This is a genomic window from Microbulbifer regidiadema (SeqCode) (assembly GCF_052467605.1).
This window is the reverse complement of sequence record NZ_CP174316.1, coordinates 2,497,835-2,521,504: the sequence shown is the minus strand read 5'-3', so window position 1 is coordinate 2,521,504 and position 23,670 is coordinate 2,497,835. Positions and strand designations below refer to the sequence as shown.

The following is a 23,670-nucleotide window of genomic DNA, read 5'->3' as shown; positions in this document are numbered from 1 at the left end:
CTAAGATAGAGCAACAAGCGCCCATCACCGGCTTCAGCCTAGCGGTGATGGGCTTATTTTAGACAACTAGAGGTAGTCGACGATTTTTGGTTGGTTTTCTATCATTTTTTGATGCGATTCAAGATAGAAGCGGGTGAAGAGTTTGTCGGCTTCTTCTGGGGCGATAAAGCCCTGGCTAAAGCCGGGGCTAACGGGGTCGAGGTGCAGGCGTGCGCAGCTGATTATATGGGCGGCCATCTGTGCCATATTCTCATCGCCGATAGAAATACGAATGGTGGTTGGGAATATACCCGCTGCTTCCATCGCCTCCGGGGAGAGTTCTGAATGCGATGTCAGGGCGGGGCAGAGCACCATGGTATTGGTCTGGCCCAAGCTCACCATCTGCCCGAAAGCGGGCTCTAGCGCGTCAAAGAAACTCTTAAAAGCCTCGGTGGGAATTTGTGCAGCTTCCATATCAATACTGAACAGTGGTGTGGGAAGCTGATAGCGCATCAGTGATTCCCGCAGCCCGGAGTTGGGGTGCGTCTTCACCGCGTGGCTGTTGACGCGAATCTTGCTGTGGCTGGCGAAGAAGTGGCTAAGACTCAAAGTGTTAATACACTTGGTGAGCATACGCATCTCCAGGGTGCGCATACCGCAGTGGACTTCCCAGGCCTTGTCGGCATCCAGGAAGGCCCCCTTGATGTAATAGACATCCCAGAACATGCACTGATCCCAATTCAGGCCCTTTGCGCGGTCGCCTTTGGGGATAAACATACGGTGGTTCTCGCCGATAACCACACCGGCAGTGGCGGCACCGGTGCCGCCGATATCCTTGGTGTAGGAATGGACAACAAAATCCGGTCTCTCGGCTCTGTCTTTGCGGCGTAGAGGCTGGTATAGGAAGGGAGTTGCCAGGGTGGCATCCAGGCTTACCAGAATATTTTCCCGGTGCGCAGTTTTACAGATAGCCGGCACATCCAACATGATCCCGTGGGGGTTACATGGCGATTCAATATACACATGTATTTTTGCCCCGGCGTTGATGGCATTGGTATAGGTTTGTTGGGTGTCCGCAAGTAGCTTTTTGAACTCCTCAGCGGTACTGCCATCAAACCAGGCCAGTTTGATCGACAACTTGTCTTTGCGCGCGTAGAAATCCTGTAACAGCTGGTGCGTGCCGCCATAGATATTTCTGGAAACAATCAAGATATCCCCGTGGCGCAGTTGATTTGACAGGAGTGCGTCGATTGCAGCCATACCGGAATTAAAATTCCAGGCCATATATTCACTGGCTTCAGGACCACACTCCAAATCGACAATGGCATTGGCCAGGGAGATGGAGGTGGGGTTGAGTAGGCGTGAATAAATATCGTGGCTCGGCTCCCGGCCGCGGAAGGCATCATCCACCCACTCGGTGCAGGCATAGATATAGGTGGCAGTACGGGCAATTACCGGAGTTGCAGAAAAAATAGCCGGAATATTATCGAACAGGGGGTAACCACCCCGTGTAGTGATATTGAAGTCATCCCCCTGCAAGCTTTGAAAGCTGGCGCGCAATGGGTTTTGTAGCGTATCCAATAATTTTGCCAGCTGAAAACTCATAAAACGCTTGGCATTGAAATAGGCAATCTTATCGGATTTATCCAGGCGCTGGAGGGTGTCGGTTACCTGGCTCCACAGCTGGCTCAAATTTCCCTGCGCCTGGTAAAGTAGGGTGGCGGTTTGCTCTAACAGTTTGCCGTGTTCCGAGGTTCTATCAATACAAAAGTGCTGCAATTGTTCCCGCGCCAACTCTTTTATATTTTTTGCTTCGGTGCTGTTGCGGCGGGGAGAGAGAATTTTTACATCTTCAAGGTTTGCTTCCATGGTGTCCTCACTAGGTGATGTTTTTTGTTATATGGTGACTCTAACAGCCCTATGCGGCGTGTAAAACACTTGGCGCGAAATTGGCTGTAATTACGCGTGATCGACCTGTAATTCCTGAATCGGTAAAGTAGCGTCCAGTTGAGGGGGTACAGGTGATTGTGGAAACAGTGACCTCGCCATGGAAGGGCAGCCCCCGCAACATACTTCGGATAAATTTATGTTCCTTTGTAGTTTTTGGATATGAAGGGGTGAGGGATTCAGCGCAAGCTGAACGGTCGAGCTGGAAGCGGCAGGTGCAGAGTCTTAGCCGATTCTCTTGGATGAGCTTGTCCGGGCATGGATGCCAAATTTTGCTCTTGATAGTGTTGTTGTAACCGTCGATGGTTGGGACCATCATTTCGGGCCGGCAGTCTTATTACTGCCGGCTTTTTTTAGGAATTAAAGCGGATATGATGACGCGGTCACAGACGTATTTTACTCGAGAAAAAACGTCTTTTGGTGACACCATATAACAAATTTTTAGAGGGGGGATGGAAATATGGTCAATTGTGCTGACTTACCTGTACTTGAACTGAAGGTGCCGGAAGAAGGATTAAAGCTGGATTTGGTTCTTCAGCCTAAAGAGCAAGAAGATGGAGAGCCCCAGTATTGGCCTTTGTTTAATGCAGATAACCCGGAAGAGCATTTCGGTAATATGCACTTCAAAATCCACAGGGGCGCAGTATTGACTCTGGAGGTAACTCTGGATCTGTCACAGGTGCCTGGCCGCGAGTTGGAGTTTGTTCGTTATCGCCAGAACCAAAAGCTAGATGGTCTTATTGCCCTGAGCCCGGATTTTCGCCACCAGTTCCGTGCGCGCGCTCAGGCAGTGGACGGTGAATACACTAAGTTGATAATTAAGGTTAAGGATAGAGAAGATATTCCCGATAACTTCTCTTTCCTGTGGATGTGTGTAGATGCGGAAACCGGTGTGCATTTTGTCTCTGGTGATCCTGAAGTGGGAATTGACCCCTATCCAGTTAACCTTGACAATGTGTGATAGATTAGGGCTCTTTACAGATAGTTTGTAATACTTGCTCAGAGGTTTGGGGTTGGGAACAGAGCTTTTTGAATGCCGGTAAAGCAAACCACTCTACTCCCATCCCCTGAGCTATCAGCTCTTCGCTATAATAATTTGCTGACCGCCACTCTTCGGAGAGGGTATAAATCAGTGCGGCAGCATATTTTATATCGGTATCTTCCGGGGTTTCCTTGAGTAAGCGATTTAAGATTGAAATGGCCTCGGCGGGTTGCTTTAAATTGGCTAATGCAATCGCTCGATATCTACGTAGGCTCAAGCTTGTAGTATCAGAGGTGAGCTGTAAAATCTGTTCATATTTTTTTTCTGCCAACTCATGCTTTCCGAGCATTTGCAGGGATTCCGCGCTTTGATAAAGTGCGCGGAAGCTATTTGGTGAAATAGATAGCACTTTTTCCTGTTGCTTCAGTGCCCCAGTATAGTCCCCCTGTAGGAAGTAGATAGCCCCCAGGTTGCTCTCTGTGGTTATACTGCGAAACTTCTCAGGGATTTTAAGGGTAACTTTTTTCGCAAGTTCAAGATTGCCTTGTTCTAGCTCAATTACGGCAAGTATAGAGTAGGCTGACCAGAATTCGGGATTGATCTTAAGAAGCTTATGTATGGTAATACGGGCAGCATCATAATTGTTCAGTCGTACTTGGTTTATGACAACTAGGTACAAGTTTCGTGTCGAGGGGGTTAGGTCCGCAGCTTGTTCAGCATAGAATAGACCTTGCGCATAATCTGCTTGGGTGTAATGAAATCTGGCGTACTCTGCGAGCAAATGTGCTGACGGGTACCCTTTTGCCTGTAGTTTCTTCAGTAAGGCCTCGAACCCCTCTTTATCTGAACTGGTGGACTTTATGTACAGCTGTGCTTCTAAAATAGCTGTCTTATCCGCACCGGAAGCCTCGGCACCAGCCAGAATTCCAAGTGCGGAAGTTAACAAGCTAGCATCGTTTTTTATTAAGTATAGAGTGGTAGCGATGTGTGCATGTAGAGAGTATAGGTTTGAGTTTTTTGGATATTTACCGATCAGGTTCTTAGTTGCTTCTAAATCTGCGATTTCTGGTGATATTTTGATGGACCTATAGGCAATATCAAGATAATGATTGTAATCTTCTGGCGTCATTCGGGTTTCGAGACCAGATTCTTTATGGTATTTGCTTGAAAATAAATCTATTGCGCTATCCCGAATAGAATATTGGGACTCCTGCCTGTGTTGGTAAGGCAGGAAAACAAAAGATATTTGTTTTTTTACTTGCTTATCTGTCGGGTTAATTAGCTGTATCTCAATATTACAGCGCTGCTGTGCACAGTCCAAACGTGCTGCTAGGGCATCAGTAATACCGCTGTCACGCGAAACTCGCAAGTACTCCTCTAAGTTAGTTTGTCTTCTCCAATCTATACTGACTAAAGCACTAGATTTAAGGTGGCTTGCGGAACTCATAAGCGCCTGGCGCACCATCGCCGTTATCAGCGTGTCCTCAACCTGATCAGTTGCCTCCCCTCTAACTTCAACTGGAAGTACAGCTATATACTTGGGGGGGAGTTGAGAGTAAGTTTGCCAGCCCCAAACAGCGGCAGCGCCAATAATAGCGAACCCAGTCATTAATAGAGCAAGGCGGCTGCGTTTCTTGCGCGGCTTGATTAGCAGCTGGGTCACAGTTTCAGAGTACTGTTGAGTGGATGCATCAATACCGTGATGGCGGACTAGGGACAGGGCTTCATAAACGTGTTGGGCTGAATCCGGGCGCTGACTAGGCTGCTTGCTCAGCAACCTGTCCAGTAGAGCTATCAGTGGCTTCGGGATTTCAGGCCACTGGGTTTGTGGTGGTATATGCGCGGTATTACAGATTTGCTGGGCAAAGGCCAGTGCGTTTAGTTCGCCTCGCTCAAAGGGTTTGTTACCGCAGAGTAGTTCATAGGCAATGCAGCCAAAGCTGAAAAGGTCACTGCGGGCATCCAGGGTTGCACCTTGCACTTGCTCTGGGGACATAGCTTGGATGCTTCCCGCAATATGGTCCTCGCGAGTTAATTGCTGGTCGCAATCCAGGGCCTTGGCAATACCGAAGTCGGTAATCTTCGCTACACCATCAGTGGTGACAAGGATATTCTCTAGTTTTAGATCACGGTGAATAATACCAAGAGAGTGGGCCTTGCTAAGTCCCAGACAGATCTGCATCAGTAAGTCGAGTTTCTCTGCCAGAGTTGCGTCATTTTCGCGCAGCCACTCCTTAAGAGTAACACCTTCAACCAGCTCCATTACGAGAGCTATGCCATTCTCTTCCTCAATCACATCGTACAGACGCACAATATTGGGGTGATTCAAGCGGGCCAGTAGTTCAGCTTCACTGCGGAAGCGGGCCTCAGCAGAGTTACCGCTCAAGTCGGAGCGGAGGCGTTTTATGGCAACTTTTCGTCGGAGTTTGATATCCTCGGCCAGGTAAACGACCCCCATCCCACCTGCACCCAGGGTGCGCTCAACCCGATAACGGCCTTGATATTCCTCAGCTTTCTCCAACGCAACTACGTCCATTGTATTCTATTCTTCTCGGATGGATGGGGGATTTTACCTGATAGTACAATTTCGTGAAGGCATCTGTCGCCTTGTAAAGGGAAATGGTTCACGTTATTCCATACTGTTTGAATTGTTTTTGCTCTATTAGGTGTCAAGCCTACTGGAGCATAATAAAGGGTGACTGTAACGTAAGTCACTAAATTCAGGACTCATACAAAGGTCTTCAAAGCCAGTGGTGGTGAACCAGACTGGGTGAAGTCCCAATTTGAGCGCTTTGCGTATATGCGCTTTAGCGGAGAAGGTATCGCCGCTCGCCAGGTAAATCTGTGCCTGGGTAAAATTCACATAGATGTTATCCGGGGCAGATCGCTTGACCTTTAGCAGGCTCTCCATGGCCAGATCGTGGTGTCCCAACTCTGTATGGGCTTTGGCGCGTAGTAGCAATCCACTCCAGTCTGTTTGTTTATCGGTAAGCTTCAGCGCATGTTGCGCAAGCTTTTGTGCTCTTGGGTGGTCATTTTGGGTCCGTGCTATTTCTGCGAGCAGAAGGAATGCATCTGTATCCTGCGGGCTTTCTTCAACTACTTGGTTGAGGCACTCGCTACTATCGGTCAGGAGATGTTCAATATAAAAGGCTAGGCATAAATTGAACGTATCTTGCGTACCTAGGTTTTCGATACCGAGTTTGCCTAACCATTGAATGGTGGCTTTCGGGTTTCCCTGATCTAGCTCATTGGCCGCCAGTAGGGATACGGCATCGGTATAATTTTTATTCAGTGCTATAGCCTGGAGCAAATACGGCTTTGCCCCTTCCATATCGCCAATTTGTGAGAGTATCCGGGCTTTTTGCCGAAGGTATGTGGGGCTGGTGCGCAGTTGCAGGGCGCGATCAATGGCTTGTAGGGCTGGCTGGTACTGTTCCAGGCGTAAGTTGGCACTCGCTCGCAAGTAGTAGTAGTGGGCCTGGTCCGGCAAGCTAAATTGCAGTTTGTTTAATAAATGTTCAATTCTACTGGCGTCGGCCAGATAGATTGCCAGGCGCATTTGGGCGATAAGAATACTTGGGTCCTCAGAAATTTCACTGGGGACCTTATCCAGAAGCTCTTTAAAGCGGTCTAGCGAGTCTGTGGTCCGGTAATGGTATTGCTGGATCATTACCAGATCACAAAGCAGTTCATAGTAAGGTGCAAAGTAGGCATTCTTGCTGAGAAGCCGCTCAACGGTTTGTATATGCTTACTTACGTTGGCTTCATTGTGGCGCTGTTCCATAACCTGCAAATAGGCGGCATAGTCCCGCTGGCTAATTTTATTGCGGGAATGTTGTCCCTTGCTGGGATGTGAAGGCATCAGAAAGTTAAGCTGCTGCATAATTCGCGCTCGGCTTTCCAATGGGGAGTTCAGTTCCAGCTGCGTATTCTGACTGGCAATGACGGCAAGCTTCTCTGTATCAATCAATTCCAGTGACGCATCACATAAAAGTTGTTGGCAGGTAAGTGACGCCTTGAGCAGTAGCTGGGCATCTAGCGCGCGGGCCTGTTCTTTGAGTGAGGTATTGCCCAACAGCGCTGATTCAGCAGTGGGTACCAGTAACAAGCCCGCTCTGCGGGACAGGTCCTGTTTTACCGCGCCCATTAAATTGCTGGCCAGTAACAGTTCTTCTTTGCTTTGCAGGCTTGAAAAGTTGGGCTCGATAATGCCGATATATTGACTCTTCTGTTCAGTTGGCGGGGAAAGTGTGAGCCTATGGAAAGCAAAGCTAATCGCAATGAGGGCCACTATGCAGACTGCCAGGGAGGCTCCAACTATGAGGTTGCGGGCTCGGGATTTTCTCTTCTGATATAAGTGCAACTCTTCAGTAGTGACGGTGGTGGCACAGGTTTCAGATGGGAGTTGCTGGGGAGACAGTTGGGCCAGTAAGCACCCGAATTCCTCGCTAACCGCGCTGGCGCTGATCGGCCGTTTTTCTGGCTTTTTAGCCAGGAGCTTGTCCAGTAGCTTACTGATTGCCGCTGGCAGTTCAGGGTTCAGCCGTTTTGCCGGCAGGTGGGGGCTATTGATAATACGGTCGACAATCACGAAAACGCTTTCGTGGCTACCAAAAGGGGGCTGGCCGCACAGTAGGGTGTAGGCGAGCATGCCAAAAGCAAATAAGTCGGAGCGATTGTCGAGTGTTTTGCCCTGAGCTTGTTCAGGAGACATGGCGCAGCAACTGCCAGAAATCTGCTCTTCCCTGGTGAGGTCGTGGGGGTCTATCCAGTTTTTAGCGATACCGAAATCTGCGATCTTGGCAATATTGTTGCCATCGACCAAAATATTATCGGCTTTCAGGTCGCGATGGATAATACCGGCTCTATGGGCGCTGGCGAGCCCCGCACTGATTTGCCGCAGCAGCTGGATTTTTTGGTATAGATTGGGATTAAACTCCCGCGACCAAATACCAAGCGAGCGCCCTTCGACGTACTCCATTACCAGGGCCATATTGCCCTCGCACTCAACCACATCGTAAACCTGAACAATATTACTGTGATTGAGTTGTGCGAGTAAAAGAGCCTCTTGGCGGATTCTCTGTGAGGTGGAGGCGTTCTTGCTATTGCATAGGAGGCGTTTAATGGCCACAGGGCGGTTAAGTTGCTCGTCCCGTGCCAAAAAGACAATACCCATGCCCCCAGAGCCAAGGTGTCCTATTACCTTGTATCGGCCTATATAAAACGGCAATTGCTCTGAAGTCATGGATTTTGTTGCGTAGCTCTACTTGTGTTCTCCGCCCTCCTTGGCAGCGTTCTCATATACTTGGGGCCTGCGTATCACTGTAGTGATCGCTCCAGTGTGGTATTAGGCCTCTTCGAGTTGGGTTTTAGCTTCCAGCTGGGCGCCTTTGTAAATTTCAAATATGGGGCAACCTAAACGGATCTCCCAGGAGCGGCGCTCAACCAGGTTTGAAGTGTCTACAGCATCGGGCAGGGATTCCGAGATTTGCTTGCGCGCGCGGAAAATCTGCGTGTTCAGGTGGTTTACGGTGATACCCAGTTCGTGGGTGGCCACCTGAATCGAAACCCAGCCCTGGGAGTCTGGATCTGTGCCCTTTTGCTGGTCCTGTACGCGGGCGCGGGCCAGGTAGAGCAGCAGGTAGTTGTGTATCCTCGCGGGCAGGGATTGCTGCATCCCCTCCCGTTGCAGTTGTAGCTGTACATGTTCCTCGTGGGAGCTCACCGAGAATTTCAGCTCAAAGTCGACAATAGACAGCTGTTGCAGAGACAGCTCTTTCGTTGCGCCTTGGTTATCCGCGAGGAAGAGCTGCCAGCTGTGCAAGCCACAATCGATGCGATCACCATGGTTGATCAGGGTCTTATCACCATCCTCGGCCGAGGGACCGGTGAACTCGTACAGCCATTGCCCGGTCAGGGGGCTGTACTGCAAGCTGGCGAGGGGTTCATTTTCGTCCGGGAGCAGGTGGTATTGCTCTAGCGCTTGGGCTTCCCCTGAGTGAATATCGATCAGCAGGTTCTCTGGCGCGTCGAGGTTCTCAACAATCCAGGCGGGATTGTTCGCCCGTCCAAAAGCGATTTTGTCACCGGTTTGCAGTGGATAACTTTTCGCCGGTACCAGCTGTTGGCCATTTAGCCAGGTGCCATTGCGGCTCAGGTCGCGAAGGTTCCAGTGTGTCCCGGTCCATTGCACAGCGGCATGTATTCCGGATATTTCAGCGCTGGTGATTCGGGTATCCACAGCACCCTGCCGGCGCCCAATGGTATGGTGCGCCATTAAATAAACTGGTTGATCCCTATCCGGATGCTGTAAGCAAGCCATATTCCTACCCTTCTGCCTTGGCCAATCCAATGCTGGCCTGATTGTGACAAACCCTACTCAATTCGGAGTGCTAGTTTACTACCATTCGCGGCGACAGCTTCCCACTGCTTGAGAAACCAGTTACTGGGCGAGCCGATTACCGGGGCGCGGCGTTGCCTTGTTGCCAGTCTCAGAGGGGGCTCCGGTATTGAGCGGTTAAGTCACTAAAAGATTTTTCTTTTGTTACCTTCCCTTTATATCTGTCTCTGCTTATAGAGGGAACGGCATAAATATCGATGATTGTTTCTATTTTCGCTGAAAAGCTATGCCGCCGTCAAAAATCTCGAGCTCCTTTTCTTGCGGTTAGGTGTGAACCGGTTAAGATTTTTATCTTCCCTGTTACCTGCTTGCTGGCTTAATACTGGTGAGAGTGTTTGTCGATTACCCTTTCTTGTGTCAGCGGTGACGCAATATATTTCATTATTATGCACCTTTACTAGGCCGACTTTTACTCCTCCCTTGGCTGGGAGGGGGTTAACTTTTATTGAAAGTCAGCCTCAATTGTAAAAAGAAAGTCCATTATTTATTACCAGGTTGGCACTTTTAACCAGTTGTTTGTCATTGTCCAATAGCTTGAGCTGCTGTATTTGCTTTCACGTACCATTTGCACAATTTATTTAGGTGACATTTTATCGCTAAGGAATCCGCAATTAACGGCGCTTAAGTCTGCTGTGAAAGGTTTGGTGAAAATTTTATTTTTCACCCCATATGGGAGTGTTTGTAGAGCCTTCGCCTGGGTTGCCGTGTAGCTATTTTACTGGTTGCCTTGTGGAATCGATTCGATGAACTGAGCGATAGGTGCGGTATGTCGTTTTCCTCAATGACTGGACTGGTATGAATGGCTGGGGCTAAAGCCTTTGTATGGTTTTACTTTGGTAACGACAGTTTGCAGTGTGACTTATGCGCTACTCTTAACCTTTGGAAGTTAGCGGTTACAAACTTTTAAAGCTTAATTGGTGGATTGTATCTCCCCCGTACAGTTCCCTTTACTACAGGCCCTTGAGTTTCCAAATCTGTCCACTTGATTAGGTACTTTATTTACTCAGCGGCGCTCGGCGTTTATAGCTGTGACTAGAGTCGACAGGTGCTATCTATTTACCTACTGGTTCGGCAGATATTTGCTATGGCTATTGCAGGCAGGGCTACAGGGGGCAGAGTTGTTTTGGTGAGGTATTGAAAGTTTGTCGGATACGGCTGAGGTGTAAGAGAGCCCGGTTGGTGTGCCCGGGCTCAGAAGGGCAGTGCTTTCGCGTTTAGATGCGGATACCTTCGATATCCAGAATCATCTCAACTTTTTGCGAGGCCGGGCCCAGGGACTTGATGCCGAATTCTTTCAGCTCAAACTCGGTAGTGCCGCTGAAGCCCTGGCGGTAACCGCCCCAGGGATCTTTACCGCCACCGATATTGGTCACATCAATGGTGATCGGCTTGGTGATACCGCGCAGAGTCAGCTCGCCATTGAGGCGGGCCTTGCCGTCTTGCAGGGGTTCAAAGCTGGTGCTCTTGAAGGTGGCAGTGGGGAACTTGGCAGTGTCGAGGAAGTCATCGCTGCGCAGGTGCTTATCTCGCTCAGCGTGGTTACTGTTCAAGCTGGTTACATCAATATTGACATTGATGGAGGATTTTTCTGGCTGCTTTTCATCGTAAGAGAAGGAGCCGCTAAAGTCATCGAAGCGACCATACAGCCAGCTGTATCCCAGGTGTTTGATACGGAACTGCACAAAGGCGTGAGCCCCTTTGGTATCGATCTTGTATTCCGCTGCTTGAGCTACAGTCCCCATCAGGGCTGCAATCAGAAATACAGAGAGCTTCTTCATATCGCTTTTTCCTTATTTAGTGGTTGAGAGTGTGCTTTGTAGGTGTGAATGATCGTTTGCTGGGTCTTTTGCACGGATACCCAGGATTCTGCGCAGTGTGGCATCGCGGTCGATAAAGTGGTGTTTGAGGGCCGCCAGGATATGCAGCACTACGAGCCCAATAAGCCCCCAGGCGAGGATTTCGTGAATAGATCCCGCAATGTCTTCCTGATTGGGCAGCCCCTGTAGGGTTGCGGGGATGCTCGCTATACCGAAGACCTCGATCGGGCGGCCATCGGCAGTAGAAATCAGATAGCCGGAAACCATGATTGCCAGCAGTAGTAAATAAATCAACCCATGTGTGGCGCTGGCCGCGAGTTTCTGCCAGCCCGGGGTTTTCGGGCTGGCCGCTGGAGATGGGTTGGCAAAACGCCAAACTAGCCTGAAGGCCAGCAGTGCAAATAGGATAACCCCTACCCCTTTATGGATTTCTGGGGCTTGGCGGTACCAGGGATCGTAGTAGGACAGCTGGCGCATCCACCAGCCGAGAATAAAGGTCCCGATGATCGCAGGGGCCATTATCCAGTGGAGGGTGATGGCTACCCAGCCGTAGCTTGAGGAGCTGTTTTTGGCCTGCACGTCTCTCTCCTATTGGTAATGCGTCGCACTTGGGTTTGCCAGGTGCTGCTAGGGTACAGCCTTTGGGCCCTGGCACCAATGGGGAGTTCCTGAGTATGGGAAAAGAATCAAAGATAGCGGAGGGAGTGGCAGTTTATATTTGATGTCCCGGAGAGCCCTGGCGCTCCGCTGCCTGGAGGATGCGCTCACAAGACAGGCGGTCCAGAGAGGCCGAGCGCTGCGCCAGTTGGTCTGCCAGCCAACCGGTGGAGTGCTGTTCATGCTCAAGGGCCAGCTGCTCCAGCTGCCAGATGACCTTCAGTAAGGTCTCTCGCTCAAACCCCATCTCGCTTCCCTGGCTGGTAAACAGCTGGGGCTCCAGCCGCTCCAGATCGTTGCGCCTGAGCATTAACTCGGCATAGGTAGGGTACCAGCGGCTGCTAAAAGGCTCAGGCCGCTGAGGGTAGTCGAAGGTGATACGCAATCGGTTGCCACCGGCATCCTCAAGCAGGGGGGTATCCTGCTCATAGGCGGGCAGTGCTGGGTTGTTCCGCAAAATATCCACAATAGCGTGCCAGCTACTGGCGCTTTCATAGCAGAGCTTTACGGGTTCGAGCAGCTCCCGGGTTTCCCTGCGGTTTTCCAGGGAGAGTTTTTGTCCGGGGCGGTACCAGTAGAGATCGAGGCGCTGCTCATCGGCGAGGTCTGCGAGATGCGCACTGGTAAGCGGCTCTTCGGACAGGGCGCTCAAGTGGGCAACGGCCTGCTGTACACTGAGCCACTGTTTGCGGTGGAAATGTTGCTTATTACCTGGAATTCCCATTCTGCTCTCCCGGCGCAATTTTACGACCTGGAGTTCCTAGTTTAGCAGGGCTTGCCGCCACCCCCGTCAGTATTGTGCCTTTGCTATGCCGGGGGCAAAAGTTGACAATTCAAGACTGCAAGAGGGGTAGAATGGCACTTTTCCTATCGAAGGCTGCCGAGCATGAGGCTATTTGCTGGTTTTTTGTCACTGTTTTTATCTGTACAGGTGTGTGCTGATATCTCCCCTGTCGCACAGAAAACTGCGGACTACGCGGTCGAAAAATATGAAGGCGCGATGACCGATACACTGGCGCAGCTGGTTCAGTTTGAAACTGTCGCGCGCGAAGGTGTGCCCCTGGCAGATAATCGGGCCTTTACCGAGTTTAAGCGAGCTTTAAAAGCGAAAGCCCGGGAACTTGGGCTGGAATACCAAGACCACGGTTATGTTCTTGTTGTCGCTTTAGGCGAGGGCGATGATAAGGTGGGTATTGTGACTCACGGGGACGTACAGCCGGCCAATCCGCAAAAGTGGCAGATGAGCCCATTCGTACTGGATCGGAAGAGTGAGCCCGGCAAGTTGATCGCCCGGGGCAGCGAGGACGACAAGGGACCCATCGCGACAGCGCTCTATGCGATGAAGGCGATCAAAGACCAGCAGGTGTCAATGAAGCGCCGGGTTGAGCTATTGATTTACTTGGCTGAGGAATCAGACTGGACGCCCTTTAAAACCTTCTTAAAGACCTACCCGATACCCGATTACAACATCACCATTGATGCCAGCTACCCGGTGGTCATTGCCGAAAAAGGGTGGAGCGAGATACAGGTGACGGCAAACAGCGAATTGCCGCCATCTTATAGCGGCCCCTACTTGGAGGGCTTTAGTGGCGGCTACTTCCGAAGCCAAGTGCCGGATCATGCTCAGGTCACGCTTGTTAACCCCAAAGAAGCTCAGATAACAGCGATACGCGCCCGCGCTGAAAAGCACCGGGAACTCGAATTTGAGTTCGTCGCTGTTGAAAATGGCTATCAAATTACTGCCAAAGGTCGGGCAACTCACAGCTCCGAGCCCGAGCATGGCGTGAATGCGATTGCCTACCTGGCCGATATTTTGAGAGGCCATAACTGGCCACTGAATCAATCTGGAACCCTTGTTCACTACCTGAATGACTTAGTGGGTACCGGCATTTATGCCGAAAGGTTTGGCAATATCGCTTACACCGATGACTTTATGGGGCCGATGACGGCAGCCGTGACTATGGTCAAGGACGGTGAGCAGGGGCTGACCAGCTTTTTGAATTTGCGCCGCCCCACAGGAAAGAGTGCGGATCAGTTGGAGAGGGAAATACACTCGGCACTGGAGCGCTGGCAGGGGCGTCGGGGAGTCGCATTGGGCGAGACCAAAGTTACCCTGGGGACGCCCTATCGAGTTGATAATGCCCCCCATGTGGAGCCATTGTTGGATGTATTTCGTCACTTTAGCGGTATTGAAGAGGCGCAGCCGGTTTCAATTGGCGGTTCAACGAATGCCAAACTGCTACCCAATGCGGTAAGCTTTGGTCCCTCAATGCCAGGTAAACCCTATACCGGGCATTCTGAGCATGAATTTATCAGCGTTGATCAGTTTCGCATGAATTTAAGAATGTATACCGCGATGCTGATTGAGATCGGTAACTTATAGGTCGTATTACAGATATAGTGCGATCGGGGGAGTTTGCTGGATTTCGTATCGGGTAAACTCCTCTATAACACAACAATAAATGGGAGGGCTCAGGTCTGTATTTTGCTCCTGAGTACCCCCCTCTAAACAAATAGAGAGTTCGATGTTCAATTTTCTCCCTTCATTTTTTCTTTTGTTACTATCTTCATTACTGTTGGCTGCAAATACGCTTGTGTGCGGGATTCCCGTATTGCTCTTTGCTTTTTTCCGCTTAATCCTGCCATTTGCTTTCTTGCGAAGGTTTTTTACTGAGTTTTTTATTTTCTGGGCGGAAATGTGGATAACCCTGAATAAAGGCTGGATGTCTCTGACCCAAAGAGCTCAATGGGATATCGAGGGTATCGATAACCTGGATAAAAATGGCTGGTATCTGGTAACTGCCAACCACCAAAGTTGGGCGGATATCTTTGTGATGCAGTCAATTCTTAATCGTAAAATTCCTCTGCTTAAGTTTTTTATTAAACAGGAGCTGATTAAGGTCCCTGTGATAGGCTTGTGTTGGTGGGCGCTGGACTTTCCTTTTATGAAGCGCTACAGCAAAGAATACCTGAAGAAACACCCGGAAAAACGCGGTCAGGACCTCGAGGCAACCAGAAAGTCTTGTGAAAAATTTAAACTGATGCCCACCAGTATTATGAATTTCCTGGAAGGGACAAGGTTCAGTGAGGAGAAGCACAAGAGGCAGCAATCGCCATTTAAGCACCTGCTGAAACCAAAATCCGGTGGCATAGCCTTTGCTATGCACTGTATGGGAGAGCAGTTAAATCAATTGCTGAACGTCACTATTGTCTATCCGGATGGTGTGCCGAGCTTTACTGATTTTCTCTCCGGAAAATTAAAAAGAGTGGTGGTCCGGGTGGAGCAGATTCAGTTGCCCAGCCGATTTTTTGAAACGGACTACACCAGCAATCAGGAGTTTCGTGTGGAATTCAATCGTTGGGTCAATAACTTGTGGATAGAAAAAGATGCCTTGATTGATAAGTTGCTGACAAATAGCAAGACCTGAGTTAAGTGTTGAGAGAGGCTTTATAAGCCTCTCCAGGTTGAACAGTGCGTACGGCGACTACAGCCAAATTGGAAGCTGCGCCCGAATTTCTTCGGGCTCACATGCCACCAGATTTTTTCCGGTTTCTCCTGCAATGGTTGCCCGGGTTGGTGTTTTCAGTACATCTCTCAGGCTGCCAACCATATAGGGTTCCGCGACAATATACAGTTTTTCGTATTGACCCTCCTGTCTTCCCCTCTCCAGGGTGTGCGCGATTTCCCTGGCGAAGTTCTCCCCACTGCGACGGTGTAGTGCCGCAGAGTTGCCGACCGAATGCCTTCCCTGTCCATGGCTATCGAAACTGCGTCCGGGAGCGTCACTCTCCACATCTCTACCGGAGAGGCGCGATTCTGGGTGGAGGAGTGCCTGGATTTCATTGAGATTTCCCGCGCGTTTGCTGGCTTCGAAAATTCGCGCTTGGGACTGGTTAGCCACAAGGACCCATGCTAAAGCCATAAGCCTATCCTCGTTTAACTGCCTTCTTTAATCCTAGTCAATGGGGCTATTGGCCACGAACCCGGGTTGGGGAATACCCCCGGATGATAGAGGCGAGGGTGTGTTTTATTTTATAAATAAACGAAATATAAAAAATCCTATCTATTCCTTTTGTAATGGTTTTTATCGGCATTTAATCCATCCGTTTGTCACAGTATTTCCTAGAATTTACTTAAGATGTAACGGGCGCAAGATCGGTCCACTAAATTTTTCTGGTGCCATTTGTGTCTTGAGTAACAAGAGGTTGTGGATATGAGTCTAATCCCCAGAGGTTCCCTATTAGACCTCGACAATATGTTTGAACAGATGCTCTCACCCAGCCGCGCCATCGGTTCTGAGCGCGAGGGGTTCTTTTCTCCGCGTATCGATGTGAGTGAACGCAAGAATATGTATGAGATTAGTGCCGAGCTGCCGGGAGTGGGTAAGGATGATATCAGTGTAACTCTGGAGAGTGGCGTCCTGACGTTGGAGGCCGAGGTGCACCGTGAAGTTAAGGAGGAAAAGGAAGGCCGCGTACTTCGCCAGGAGCGCCGTTACGGCAAATTCTTGCGCAGCTTCAATCTTGGTGAAGATGTTCGAGAAAGTGAGATTGATGCAAATTTCAAAGATGGCATTCTCACTCTAACGGTACCAAAGCATGAGGGGCGCCCGCCACAGAGAAAGCGGATTGAAGTGCACTGATTACTGGCGTAAAGAGTGCAGGGGATGACTTTCACTCTTTGTGACCGCTGGCTAAAGAGGCTTGACTGACCTATGAAAGTTAAACACGCAATGCATGGGGGCGCCACTTGGTGTTCCCCGGATACGCCATTACAGGAATTGGCCAAAATTTTACGGGATGAAGATATTGGCGCTGTGCCCATCGGTGAAAATGACAGACTGGTGGGTATGGTGACCGATAGAGATATTGTCTGTCGCGGTGTGGTTCAGGGAGGCAATCTCGATTCACTGTTTGCCCGGGATGTTATGACCGAGGGCATTGAATGGTGCTGGGAGGAGGATGATCTCCTGTCTGCGGTACACAAAATGGAGCAGCAGCTGTTGCGCAGAATGCCGGTACTCAACAGTGAAAAACGCATGGTAGGTATTCTCAGTTTGGGGGATATCACCAGTGCTATTGCCAGTAAGCAAGGCGGGCAGTTCGCCGCAGCGGTCTCTTCACACCACTGAGCGGGCCATTAATCCACAAGCTCCGCAGTCGCCAATAGTGCGGGCGACTGCGGTCAATATTTGAGCGTTAGTGGGCTTTATTCAGAACTTTCCTAGTGCTTGTGTTCACCACCGATCCCGATACTCGGTAAATAACAGCTATTGGAGAGGCGTAGAGGAGTAATCAGTCGTATAATCCCCACTTTTTTTGAGGTTACTTATGGCTGTGACTCAGGAGCAGTTGGTGCAACGCAGTGGCAATCAGTGCGAATTGTGTAAAGCAGAAGATGGCCTGGCCGTTTATGACGTACCCCAGTCAGAGGGTTACCCAAATACGTCTGTATTATTGTGTCAGACCTGTAGGGATCAGCTGGAGAATCCAGCACAACTGGACAGCGCTCACTGGCAGTGCCTGTCAGAGTCTATGTGGAGTACCGAGCCGGCAATTCAGGTGCTGGCGTGGCGTATCCTGAAGCGCTTGTCCGGAGAGACTTGGGCTCAAGATCTCTTTGATATGTTGTATCTGGATGGCGATCTACTGGCCTGGGCGGAGGCCGGGGTGATCCCAGAGGCTGGGGAGTTGGTGATCCACCGGGATAGCCATGGTGTTCAGCTACAAGCTGGAGATAACGTGGTTATTATCAAGGATTTGGATGTAAAGGGCAGCAGCCTGGTGGCAAAGCGGGGGACGGCTGTGCGCGGTATCAGCCTAACCGATAACCCCGAACATATTGAAGGGCGAGTCGAGGGACAGAGAATTGTTATTCTGACAAAGTTTGTCAAAAAGAGCGGCTGATAAGTATCACCAATTTATCTGCGTCTGCCTGAAATATTGAGCATAAGAAAGTTTGCCTTTCTTATGCTCAAAAAATATTTTCGACTTTACTGATTAGCTAATAATTTTTAGCGCAAAGTAGGGCGTAATATTGAAAACGAGAATGGCGATTTTGTACTGGGCCAGATACTGAAAGTATGCCCGACCCAAATCCTGCTCGTTAAGTGTAAATATTCGTGCGTGCACTCGGGTAATTGGCTTTCTCAGGCAGACAAGCCCGAGAGTGGATAGCAGTAAGATTCCTATATTTATCACCGAAGCCCAACCCAAAAGTAGCGTTAGATTTTCAAGTTCCATAGATGCTTGCCTCTCGTATAAAATCCTTAGGGAGTCTCTGCATAATTCCGTGATGCCACTAGCTTGCAAAAGTTCCCTGGACTTACCTGGGCTCAGGCATTTATCGTCGAATAAATGGTGATCTATCGAGCGGGGACGACTCCGCAAGCCACTCGGCCAGATTATATAATACCGCTATTGTCCTCTGTTCCTTTTTTCGCCGAGTGCTAGCATAGGTGAGCGCTGGGTGAGTATCCTTACGGTAGCTTATCAATATTAAAATTTTTGGCGATAGTATTTCATTTTTGCCAATTCTACCCAGTTGCTAGCGTCTCGCTTTGCACCAATAGTGTCGGGGGGCTATGCTGGGCTCCACTGGAGCGAATGACGAAAGGTAGACTTGAAAATGAGTGCAGAAACAATCCGCTGTAAAGCCGCTGTAGCTTGGGGACCCGGAGAGCGTTTGGTTATTGAGGAGGTCGATGTGATGCCTCCGCAACGGGGCGAAGTTCGTGTGAAATTACATGCCACAGGGGTTTGCCATACCGACGCATTTACTCTGTCGGGAGATGATCCTGAAGGGGTGTTTCCGGCAATTCTCGGTCATGAGGGGGCGGGTATTGTTGAGTCTGTTGGAGAGGGGGTGACCAGCGTATCTGTGGGAGATCATGTTATTCCCCTATACACCCCCGAATGTGGCGAGTGCAAGTTTTGTCTTTCGGGAAAAACCAATCTATGTCAGAAGATTAGGGCCACTCAGGGCAAAGGTCTAATGCCCGATGGTTCGACACGATTTTCTGTAGATGGAAAACCGATTTTTCACTATATGGGTTGCTCCACCTTTTCGGAGTACACCGTCCTTCCCGAGATATCGGTAGCTAAAATTAACCCTGAAGCGCCCTCGAATGAAGTGTGTCTACTGGGTTGTGGTGTGACTACTGGCATCGGCGCTGTGACCAATACCGCCAAGGTTGAGGCGGGCTCCTGTGTGGCAATTTTTGGCCTGGGGGGGATTGGTTTATCCGCCATAATTGGTGCCAAGATGGCCGGGGCCTCGCGGATTATTGGTGTCGATATTAATGAGGACAAGTTCCCGCTGGCAAAGCAGCTGGGAGCTACTGAGTGTATCAATCCCAAGGCCTATGATAAGCCGATACAAGAAGTGATTGTCGAACTCACCGATGGCGGTGTGGATTATTCTTTCGAATGTGTGGGTAATGTCAACTTGATGAGGGCTGCGCTGGAGGCCTGTCACAAGGGATGGGGAGAATCCATCATTATTGGTGTGGCTGGCGCTGGGCAGGAAATCAGCACTCGACCATTCCAATTGGTTACCGGGCGCGTTTGGAGAGGGTCTGCCTTCGGTGGTGTAAAGGGCCGCTCTGAGCTGCCCGCTTTCGTCGAGCGTTATCTGGCCGGAGAATTTAAATTGAATGACTTTATTACCCATTCAATGCCTCTGGAGAAAATTAATGATGCCTTTGACTTAATGCACGAAGGTAAGAGTATTCGCAGCGTTATTCATTTCGAGCAAGCTTGATAGGGGCTGTTAAAATGTCGATTGAATTGCTTAGTAGCACCAAGTCATTTGACGGTTTACAGCAGCGTTACCGGCATGAATCCAGTGTGCTCCGCTGCTCAATGGTCTTTTCCATTTTTCTGCCACAGGATGCAGAGGGAAATACACAGCGCAAGTATCCCGTCGTCTACTGGTTATCAGGTTTAACCTGCACGGATGAAAACTTTAGCCAAAAGGCTGGTGCCCAGAGAATCGCTGCGGAGCTGGGAATTATCCTGGTGATACCGGATACCAGCCCCAGGGGAGAGGGTGTGGCGGATGATCAGGGGTACGACTTGGGGCAGGGCGCGGGCTTTTATGTGAATGCAACCCAGGCGCCCTGGAAGCAGCACTATCAAATGTATGACTACATTGTCGATGAACTTCCAGACCTGGTTGAACAGCATTTTCCCACCAGTGGCCGACGCAGTATCTGTGGACACTCTATGGGAGGTCACGGTGCTTTGGTTATCGGCCTGAGAAATCCCCAGCGCTATCAATCGATCTCTGCTTTTAGCCCAATTTGCAACCCGATTGCTTGCCCCTGGGGAGAGAAGGCGCTGGCAACCTACTTGGGGGCAGATGTTCAGAGCTGGGAACAATACGATGCAACTGTGCTAATGGGGCGCGCTATAGAGAAACCCCCGATTTTGGTTTCCCAAGGGGAGCAGGATCAGTTTCTGGAGGAGCAGTTGAGGCCCCACGCCCTGCAAACAGCGGCGGAGACCAGTGGTTATCCACTTCGGATAGAGCGCCATGCTGGCTATGACCACAGCTACTATTTTATTGCTACCTTTATTGAAGAGCACCTCAGATTCCATGCGGATGCTTTATTAAGCGGGCATAGTTGATAGCGGCCCAGGGCAGTGGAGTGAGTCCCTCAGAGAAAATCTGAGGGACTATTTGCCTAAGGGGGAATGTCCTTACTAAAGTAGCATCGGGCAAAGATGTGCGGTTTAGGCTGGAAGTATGGGCCTAACGTGTGGCTGCCCGGCACTCGCCAATAATCTCAGCTCTGTTCTGGTCAAAAGTTTGTTCGATCAGGAACCAGCCATTGGGACAGAAACCACTTTCGTTCAGTAGGAGTTCCATTCTCTGTCTTGCAACTCTCTTCACGCTTTTCGGACTATCGCCGCTGGGGCCGCCACCATTATCGGGGCCACCACCACCGGGGCCACCACCACCGGGACCGCCACCACCGGGACCGCCACCACCGGGGCCACCACCACCGGGGCCACCACCACCGGGGCCACCACCACTCGGAGCACCGCGCCTGCCGCCTTTAGGGCCAGATCCTATGGTGGCCTTATAGGTAAAGCGGCGGTGGCCCAGTTCGGTGATATCTGTAATAAACGACTCAGTAGTGGGGATCTCCGGCGTAGAGCTACAGCCTGCGGCGACGAATACCACAGCGGCAGATGCAAACAGATGGATCTTCACTATTGTTACCCCATGTTTTGATAAAAGCTTAAGTACGACATTAGCTAACCACAAATGTTGGTTAAGCAGAGTAAATATTTGTAAAGGGTGGCTATGGCAGCAGGATTGTTTGCGCTCAACGCTCGGGTGGTGAGGTGCTGCATATCTCAGAGGGTTCCGTTGTAGAATCCCACTACGGTTTGCTATATCCACAATATAGTTGCATTTGCCGGGGGCCTCAGAAATTTGTGATGTCTCTATTGATCAGAGCCATCCACAGTGCGGTGCCACTAGTAGAAAATCTGCATCTTTTAAAAGCGGGGGCATAAGCCGCTGTGCCCGCCCGTTGGGACGGTTCCGAGAGTCGCACTGATAAACGCAATCAGCTAGAGGCCCCTAAGTATTCCCCAGATAGCAACGTGGTAAGTGATTTGCCAACAATATCTAATATAAAGAGTTTCCTCATGAAACAAACACTGCTTGCACTACTTGGCTGTACATTTGCAGGAATAGGTTCTGCAGAGCCACTGACCATTGAACGATTATTCTCCGATCCTGCCCTGAGTGGCACCGCTCCCCGGGCTCTGGAGTACTCTCCCGATGGCCAGCGGGTAACTTTCCTCAGGGGGCGAGCGGAAGATTACAACCGCTACGATCTCTGGGAGTACAACCTGAAAGAGGGTCAGTCCCGGGTACTGGTCAACTCCGACAGCCTGCACAGTGGCAGCGAAACGCTTTCGGATGAGGAAAAGGCCAGGCGAGAGCGCCAGCGAATTTACGGCAGTGGCATTATGGAGTACAGCTGGTCAGAGGATGGCCGGGCACTATTATTCCCCCTGGCCGGTGATATCTACTATTACGACCTCAAAGACCGATCTTCGCGCCGGTTGACGGCAACGGAAACCTTTGAAACCGATGTAAAGGTCTCTCCAGAGGGACGCTTTGTTTCATTTATTCGCGATCAGAATATTTTTATTGTCGATTTGCACACCGGTAAGGAAAAGCAGCTGACGAGCGACGGCGATGAACATATTAAAAATGGTATGGCCGAGTTTGTTGCCCAGGAAGAAATGGGCCGGATGAGCGGTTATTGGTGGTCACCGGATGATCGGCATATTGCCTTTCTACAGGTTGATGAGTCTCCCGTTGATCGAGTTACTCGCAGTGAAATTTATGCGGATCACATCGAGATGATACAGCAGCGCTACCCTGCCGCTGGCCGCGCGAATGTGAAAATCCGCCTCGGTCTTATCGATATTGATTCGGGGGATATCCGCTGGATCAACCTGGGAGAGAGCCAGGATATTTATATTCCCCGGGTACAGTGGGCCCGCGACCATCTGTTAACCTTCCAGTGGCAATCCCGCGATCAGCAAAAGCTGGCACTTCGCGCTTATAATCTAGACACAGGGAAAACCCGCACACTGCTGACTGAATCCAGCGACACTTGGGTTAACTTGAGTGACGACCTTTACTTTCTGGAAAACAGTGATGCGTTTATTTGGTCATCGGAGCGGGACGGTTTTAAGCATCTGTATAAATATGATTTAAGTGGTAAATTGCAGGCGCAACTGACTGCCGGAAATTGGGTGGTCGATGAATTGGAGGCGGTTGATGAAAAGAGCAATCGCCTGTATTTCACCGCTCGCAAAGATACTCCCACCGAACGGCACCTCTATGCAGTTTCCCTACACGGAAAGGGGGATATTGAAAAAATCTCACAGCGTAGTGGTATGCACGCTATTGAGTTTTCCGAGGATGCCTCTGGGTATATCGATAAATTTTCCAATGTTAGTACGCCTCCCCAGGTAAGCCTGCACAGCGTCACAGGAGAGAGGGTTACCTGGCTTGAGGAGAACGCAGTCAATCGCGACCATCCCCTTTACCCGTATAAGGATCAATGGATTGCCCCAGAATTTGGCAGCATCGAGGCGCCGCATGGGCAGGCGCTTTATTACCGTTTATATAAACCCGCCGACTTTGATGCGAACAAAAGCTACCCGGTTATGGTGTTTGTCTATGGCGGTCCGCATGTTCAGGTAGTGACCAACAGCTGGGATAAACTGTTTAACCAGTATATGGCGCAACAGGGATATATTGTTTTCTCCCTGGACAACCGTGGTTCCGCCAACCGCGGTACTTCTTTTGAGAATCCGATCTTTAAGAAGATGGGATCTCCTGAGGTAGAAGATCAAATTACCGGTGTTGAATTTTTGCGTACCCTGCCTTATGTCGATCAGAATAATATCGGTATCTACGGCCATAGTTATGGTGGCTATATGACTTTGATGAGTATGTTCAAAGCCGCTGACTATTTTAAGGCGGGGGTATCGGGTGCGCCGGTTACCGACTGGACACTCTATGATACTCACTACACTGAGCGCTATATGGGCAATCCAAATCAGGATGGAGATGCCTACCAGGCCTCTTCGGTATTCCCCTATGCGAAGGACTTGCAGGGTGAATTGCTGATTTATCACGGGATGGCCGATGACAATGTGCTGTTTACCAATACCACCAAACTCGTCAAGCAAATGCAGGATAACGGTCAGCAATTTGAATTAATGACCTATCCCGGCAAGAAACATAGCTTGCGCGGCAAGCAGACTCGTATCCACCAATACAGCATGATTAAGCAATTTTTTGATCGGCATTTAAAGGGGCAGGATTAATGCCCGGCTAACCT

The 23,670-nt window shown here is 50.1% G+C and carries 19 protein-coding genes; 9 read left to right on the top strand and 10 right to left on the bottom strand.

The window, feature by feature from the left end:
- Window positions 1-66 precede the first annotated feature (66 nt).
- Window positions 67-1,848, bottom strand: a complete 1,782-nt coding sequence (locus ACJJIF_RS11650) for a trans-sulfuration enzyme family protein (protein ID WP_444928519.1) — start codon at window positions 1,846-1,848, stop codon at window positions 67-69.
- A 538-nt stretch (window positions 1,849-2,386) separates the two neighbouring features.
- Here ACJJIF_RS11650 and ACJJIF_RS11645 point away from each other — a divergent pair.
- Window positions 2,387-2,887 carry a hypothetical protein gene (locus ACJJIF_RS11645; RefSeq protein ID WP_444928518.1) on the top strand — a complete coding sequence of 167 codons (501 nt, stop codon included), beginning with the start codon at window positions 2,387-2,389 and terminating at the stop codon, window positions 2,885-2,887.
- A 4-nt stretch (window positions 2,888-2,891) separates the two neighbouring features.
- Here ACJJIF_RS11645 and ACJJIF_RS11640 read toward each other — a convergent pair whose 3' ends face one another.
- The 6 genes from ACJJIF_RS11640 to ACJJIF_RS11615 form a co-directional block, all read right to left on the bottom strand.
- Window positions 2,892-5,444: a protein kinase domain-containing protein gene (locus ACJJIF_RS11640; protein WP_444928517.1), complete on the bottom strand. Its 2,553-nt coding sequence runs from the start codon at window positions 5,442-5,444 to the stop codon at window positions 2,892-2,894.
- A gap of 126 nt (window positions 5,445-5,570) precedes the next feature.
- On the bottom strand, window positions 5,571-8,156 hold the full coding sequence (locus tag ACJJIF_RS11635; protein ID WP_444928516.1) for a protein kinase domain-containing protein: 2,586 nt from the start codon (window positions 8,154-8,156) through the stop codon (window positions 5,571-5,573).
- A 102-nt stretch (window positions 8,157-8,258) separates the two neighbouring features.
- Window positions 8,259-9,233, bottom strand: coding sequence for an FHA domain-containing protein (locus tag ACJJIF_RS11630; protein WP_444928515.1), 975 nt, complete (start codon window positions 9,231-9,233; stop codon window positions 8,259-8,261).
- Window positions 9,234-10,525: 1,292 nt separating this feature from the next.
- The gene (locus tag ACJJIF_RS11625; RefSeq protein WP_444928514.1) at window positions 10,526-11,089 is read right to left on the bottom strand and encodes a YceI family protein; all 564 of its coding nucleotides are present in this window, start codon (window positions 11,087-11,089) and stop codon (window positions 10,526-10,528) included.
- Between the two features lie 12 nt (window positions 11,090-11,101).
- Window positions 11,102-11,707, bottom strand: coding sequence for a cytochrome b (locus ACJJIF_RS11620; RefSeq protein WP_444928513.1), 606 nt, complete (start codon window positions 11,705-11,707; stop codon window positions 11,102-11,104).
- A 133-nt stretch (window positions 11,708-11,840) separates the two neighbouring features.
- On the bottom strand, window positions 11,841-12,509 hold the full coding sequence (locus ACJJIF_RS11615; RefSeq protein WP_444928512.1) for a hypothetical protein: 669 nt from the start codon (window positions 12,507-12,509) through the stop codon (window positions 11,841-11,843).
- A gap of 162 nt (window positions 12,510-12,671) precedes the next feature.
- Between ACJJIF_RS11615 and ACJJIF_RS11610 the strand changes: the two genes are divergently transcribed.
- On the top strand, window positions 12,672-14,168 hold the full coding sequence (locus tag ACJJIF_RS11610) for a dipeptidase (protein WP_444928511.1): 1,497 nt from the start codon (window positions 12,672-12,674) through the stop codon (window positions 14,166-14,168).
- Between the two features lie 142 nt (window positions 14,169-14,310).
- Window positions 14,311-15,213, top strand: coding sequence for a 1-acylglycerol-3-phosphate O-acyltransferase, YihG family (gene yihG, locus ACJJIF_RS11605; protein WP_444928510.1), 903 nt, complete (start codon window positions 14,311-14,313; stop codon window positions 15,211-15,213).
- 57 nt (window positions 15,214-15,270) lie between these two features.
- Here the strand turns inward: yihG and ACJJIF_RS11600 are convergent, their stop codons facing one another.
- Entirely contained in the window at window positions 15,271-15,708 is a 438-nt protein-coding gene (locus ACJJIF_RS11600; RefSeq protein WP_444928509.1) for a host attachment protein, read from the bottom strand.
- Between the two features lie 291 nt (window positions 15,709-15,999).
- Between ACJJIF_RS11600 and ACJJIF_RS11595 the strand changes: the two genes are divergently transcribed.
- From ACJJIF_RS11595 to ACJJIF_RS11585, 3 genes are all read left to right on the top strand, one after another.
- Window positions 16,000-16,428, top strand: coding sequence for an Hsp20/alpha crystallin family protein (locus ACJJIF_RS11595; RefSeq protein ID WP_444928508.1), 429 nt, complete (start codon window positions 16,000-16,002; stop codon window positions 16,426-16,428).
- Window positions 16,429-16,500: 72 nt separating this feature from the next.
- The gene (locus ACJJIF_RS11590; protein WP_444928507.1) at window positions 16,501-16,917 is read left to right on the top strand and encodes a CBS domain-containing protein; all 417 of its coding nucleotides are present in this window, start codon (window positions 16,501-16,503) and stop codon (window positions 16,915-16,917) included.
- Window positions 16,918-17,116: 199 nt separating this feature from the next.
- Complete coding sequence (locus ACJJIF_RS11585; RefSeq protein WP_444928506.1) at window positions 17,117-17,692, top strand: PhnA domain-containing protein; 576 nt, start codon at window positions 17,117-17,119, stop codon at window positions 17,690-17,692.
- A 93-nt stretch (window positions 17,693-17,785) separates the two neighbouring features.
- Here the strand turns inward: ACJJIF_RS11585 and ACJJIF_RS11580 are convergent, their stop codons facing one another.
- Complete coding sequence (locus ACJJIF_RS11580; protein WP_444928505.1) at window positions 17,786-18,028, bottom strand: DUF6868 family protein; 243 nt, start codon at window positions 18,026-18,028, stop codon at window positions 17,786-17,788.
- Window positions 18,029-18,413: 385 nt separating this feature from the next.
- On the opposite strand from ACJJIF_RS11580, the gene ACJJIF_RS11575 reads away from it, so the two are divergent.
- Complete coding sequence (locus ACJJIF_RS11575) at window positions 18,414-19,547, top strand: S-(hydroxymethyl)glutathione dehydrogenase/class III alcohol dehydrogenase (protein ID WP_444928504.1); 1,134 nt, start codon at window positions 18,414-18,416, stop codon at window positions 19,545-19,547.
- A gap of 14 nt (window positions 19,548-19,561) precedes the next feature.
- Entirely contained in the window at window positions 19,562-20,416 is an 855-nt protein-coding gene (gene fghA, locus ACJJIF_RS11570; protein WP_444928503.1) for an S-formylglutathione hydrolase, read from the top strand.
- A gap of 124 nt (window positions 20,417-20,540) precedes the next feature.
- On the opposite strand, the gene ACJJIF_RS11565 is transcribed toward fghA, so the two are convergent.
- On the bottom strand, window positions 20,541-21,005 hold the full coding sequence (locus ACJJIF_RS11565; protein ID WP_444928502.1) for a hypothetical protein: 465 nt from the start codon (window positions 21,003-21,005) through the stop codon (window positions 20,541-20,543).
- A 443-nt stretch (window positions 21,006-21,448) separates the two neighbouring features.
- Between ACJJIF_RS11565 and ACJJIF_RS11560 the strand changes: the two genes are divergently transcribed.
- Window positions 21,449-23,656, top strand: a complete 2,208-nt coding sequence (locus tag ACJJIF_RS11560; RefSeq protein ID WP_444928501.1) for a S9 family peptidase — start codon at window positions 21,449-21,451, stop codon at window positions 23,654-23,656.
- Window positions 23,657-23,670: the final 14 nt, after the last annotated feature.

What these genes read in the sequence shown, in the direction of transcription:
- ACJJIF_RS11645 (WP_444928518.1), top strand. Translation starts at nt 2,387, where the DNA reads ATGGTCAATTGTGCTGACTTACCTGTACTTGAACTGAAGGTGCCGGAA.
- ACJJIF_RS11630 (WP_444928515.1), bottom strand. Translation starts at nt 9,233, where the DNA reads ATGGCTTGCTTACAGCATCCGGATAGGGATCAACCAGTTTATTTAATG.
- ACJJIF_RS11640 (WP_444928517.1), bottom strand. Translation starts at nt 5,444, where the DNA reads ATGGACGTAGTTGCGTTGGAGAAAGCTGAGGAATATCAAGGCCGTTAT.
- yihG (WP_444928510.1), top strand. Translation starts at nt 14,311, where the DNA reads ATGTTCAATTTTCTCCCTTCATTTTTTCTTTTGTTACTATCTTCATTA.
- ACJJIF_RS11585 (WP_444928506.1), top strand. Translation starts at nt 17,117, where the DNA reads ATGGCTGTGACTCAGGAGCAGTTGGTGCAACGCAGTGGCAATCAGTGC.
- ACJJIF_RS11635 (WP_444928516.1), bottom strand. Translation starts at nt 8,156, where the DNA reads ATGACTTCAGAGCAATTGCCGTTTTATATAGGCCGATACAAGGTAATA.
- ACJJIF_RS11625 (WP_444928514.1), bottom strand. Translation starts at nt 11,089, where the DNA reads ATGAAGAAGCTCTCTGTATTTCTGATTGCAGCCCTGATGGGGACTGTA.
- ACJJIF_RS11575 (WP_444928504.1), top strand. Translation starts at nt 18,414, where the DNA reads ATGAGTGCAGAAACAATCCGCTGTAAAGCCGCTGTAGCTTGGGGACCC.
- ACJJIF_RS11650 (WP_444928519.1), bottom strand. Translation starts at nt 1,848, where the DNA reads ATGGAAGCAAACCTTGAAGATGTAAAAATTCTCTCTCCCCGCCGCAAC.
- ACJJIF_RS11610 (WP_444928511.1), top strand. Translation starts at nt 12,672, where the DNA reads ATGAGGCTATTTGCTGGTTTTTTGTCACTGTTTTTATCTGTACAGGTG.
- ACJJIF_RS11590 (WP_444928507.1), top strand. Translation starts at nt 16,501, where the DNA reads ATGAAAGTTAAACACGCAATGCATGGGGGCGCCACTTGGTGTTCCCCG.
- fghA (WP_444928503.1), top strand. Translation starts at nt 19,562, where the DNA reads ATGTCGATTGAATTGCTTAGTAGCACCAAGTCATTTGACGGTTTACAG.
- ACJJIF_RS11560 (WP_444928501.1), top strand. Translation starts at nt 21,449, where the DNA reads ATGAAACAAACACTGCTTGCACTACTTGGCTGTACATTTGCAGGAATA.
- ACJJIF_RS11595 (WP_444928508.1), top strand. Translation starts at nt 16,000, where the DNA reads ATGAGTCTAATCCCCAGAGGTTCCCTATTAGACCTCGACAATATGTTT.
- ACJJIF_RS11600 (WP_444928509.1), bottom strand. Translation starts at nt 15,708, where the DNA reads ATGGCTTTAGCATGGGTCCTTGTGGCTAACCAGTCCCAAGCGCGAATT.
- ACJJIF_RS11580 (WP_444928505.1), bottom strand. Translation starts at nt 18,028, where the DNA reads ATGGAACTTGAAAATCTAACGCTACTTTTGGGTTGGGCTTCGGTGATA.
- ACJJIF_RS11615 (WP_444928512.1), bottom strand. Translation starts at nt 12,509, where the DNA reads ATGGGAATTCCAGGTAATAAGCAACATTTCCACCGCAAACAGTGGCTC.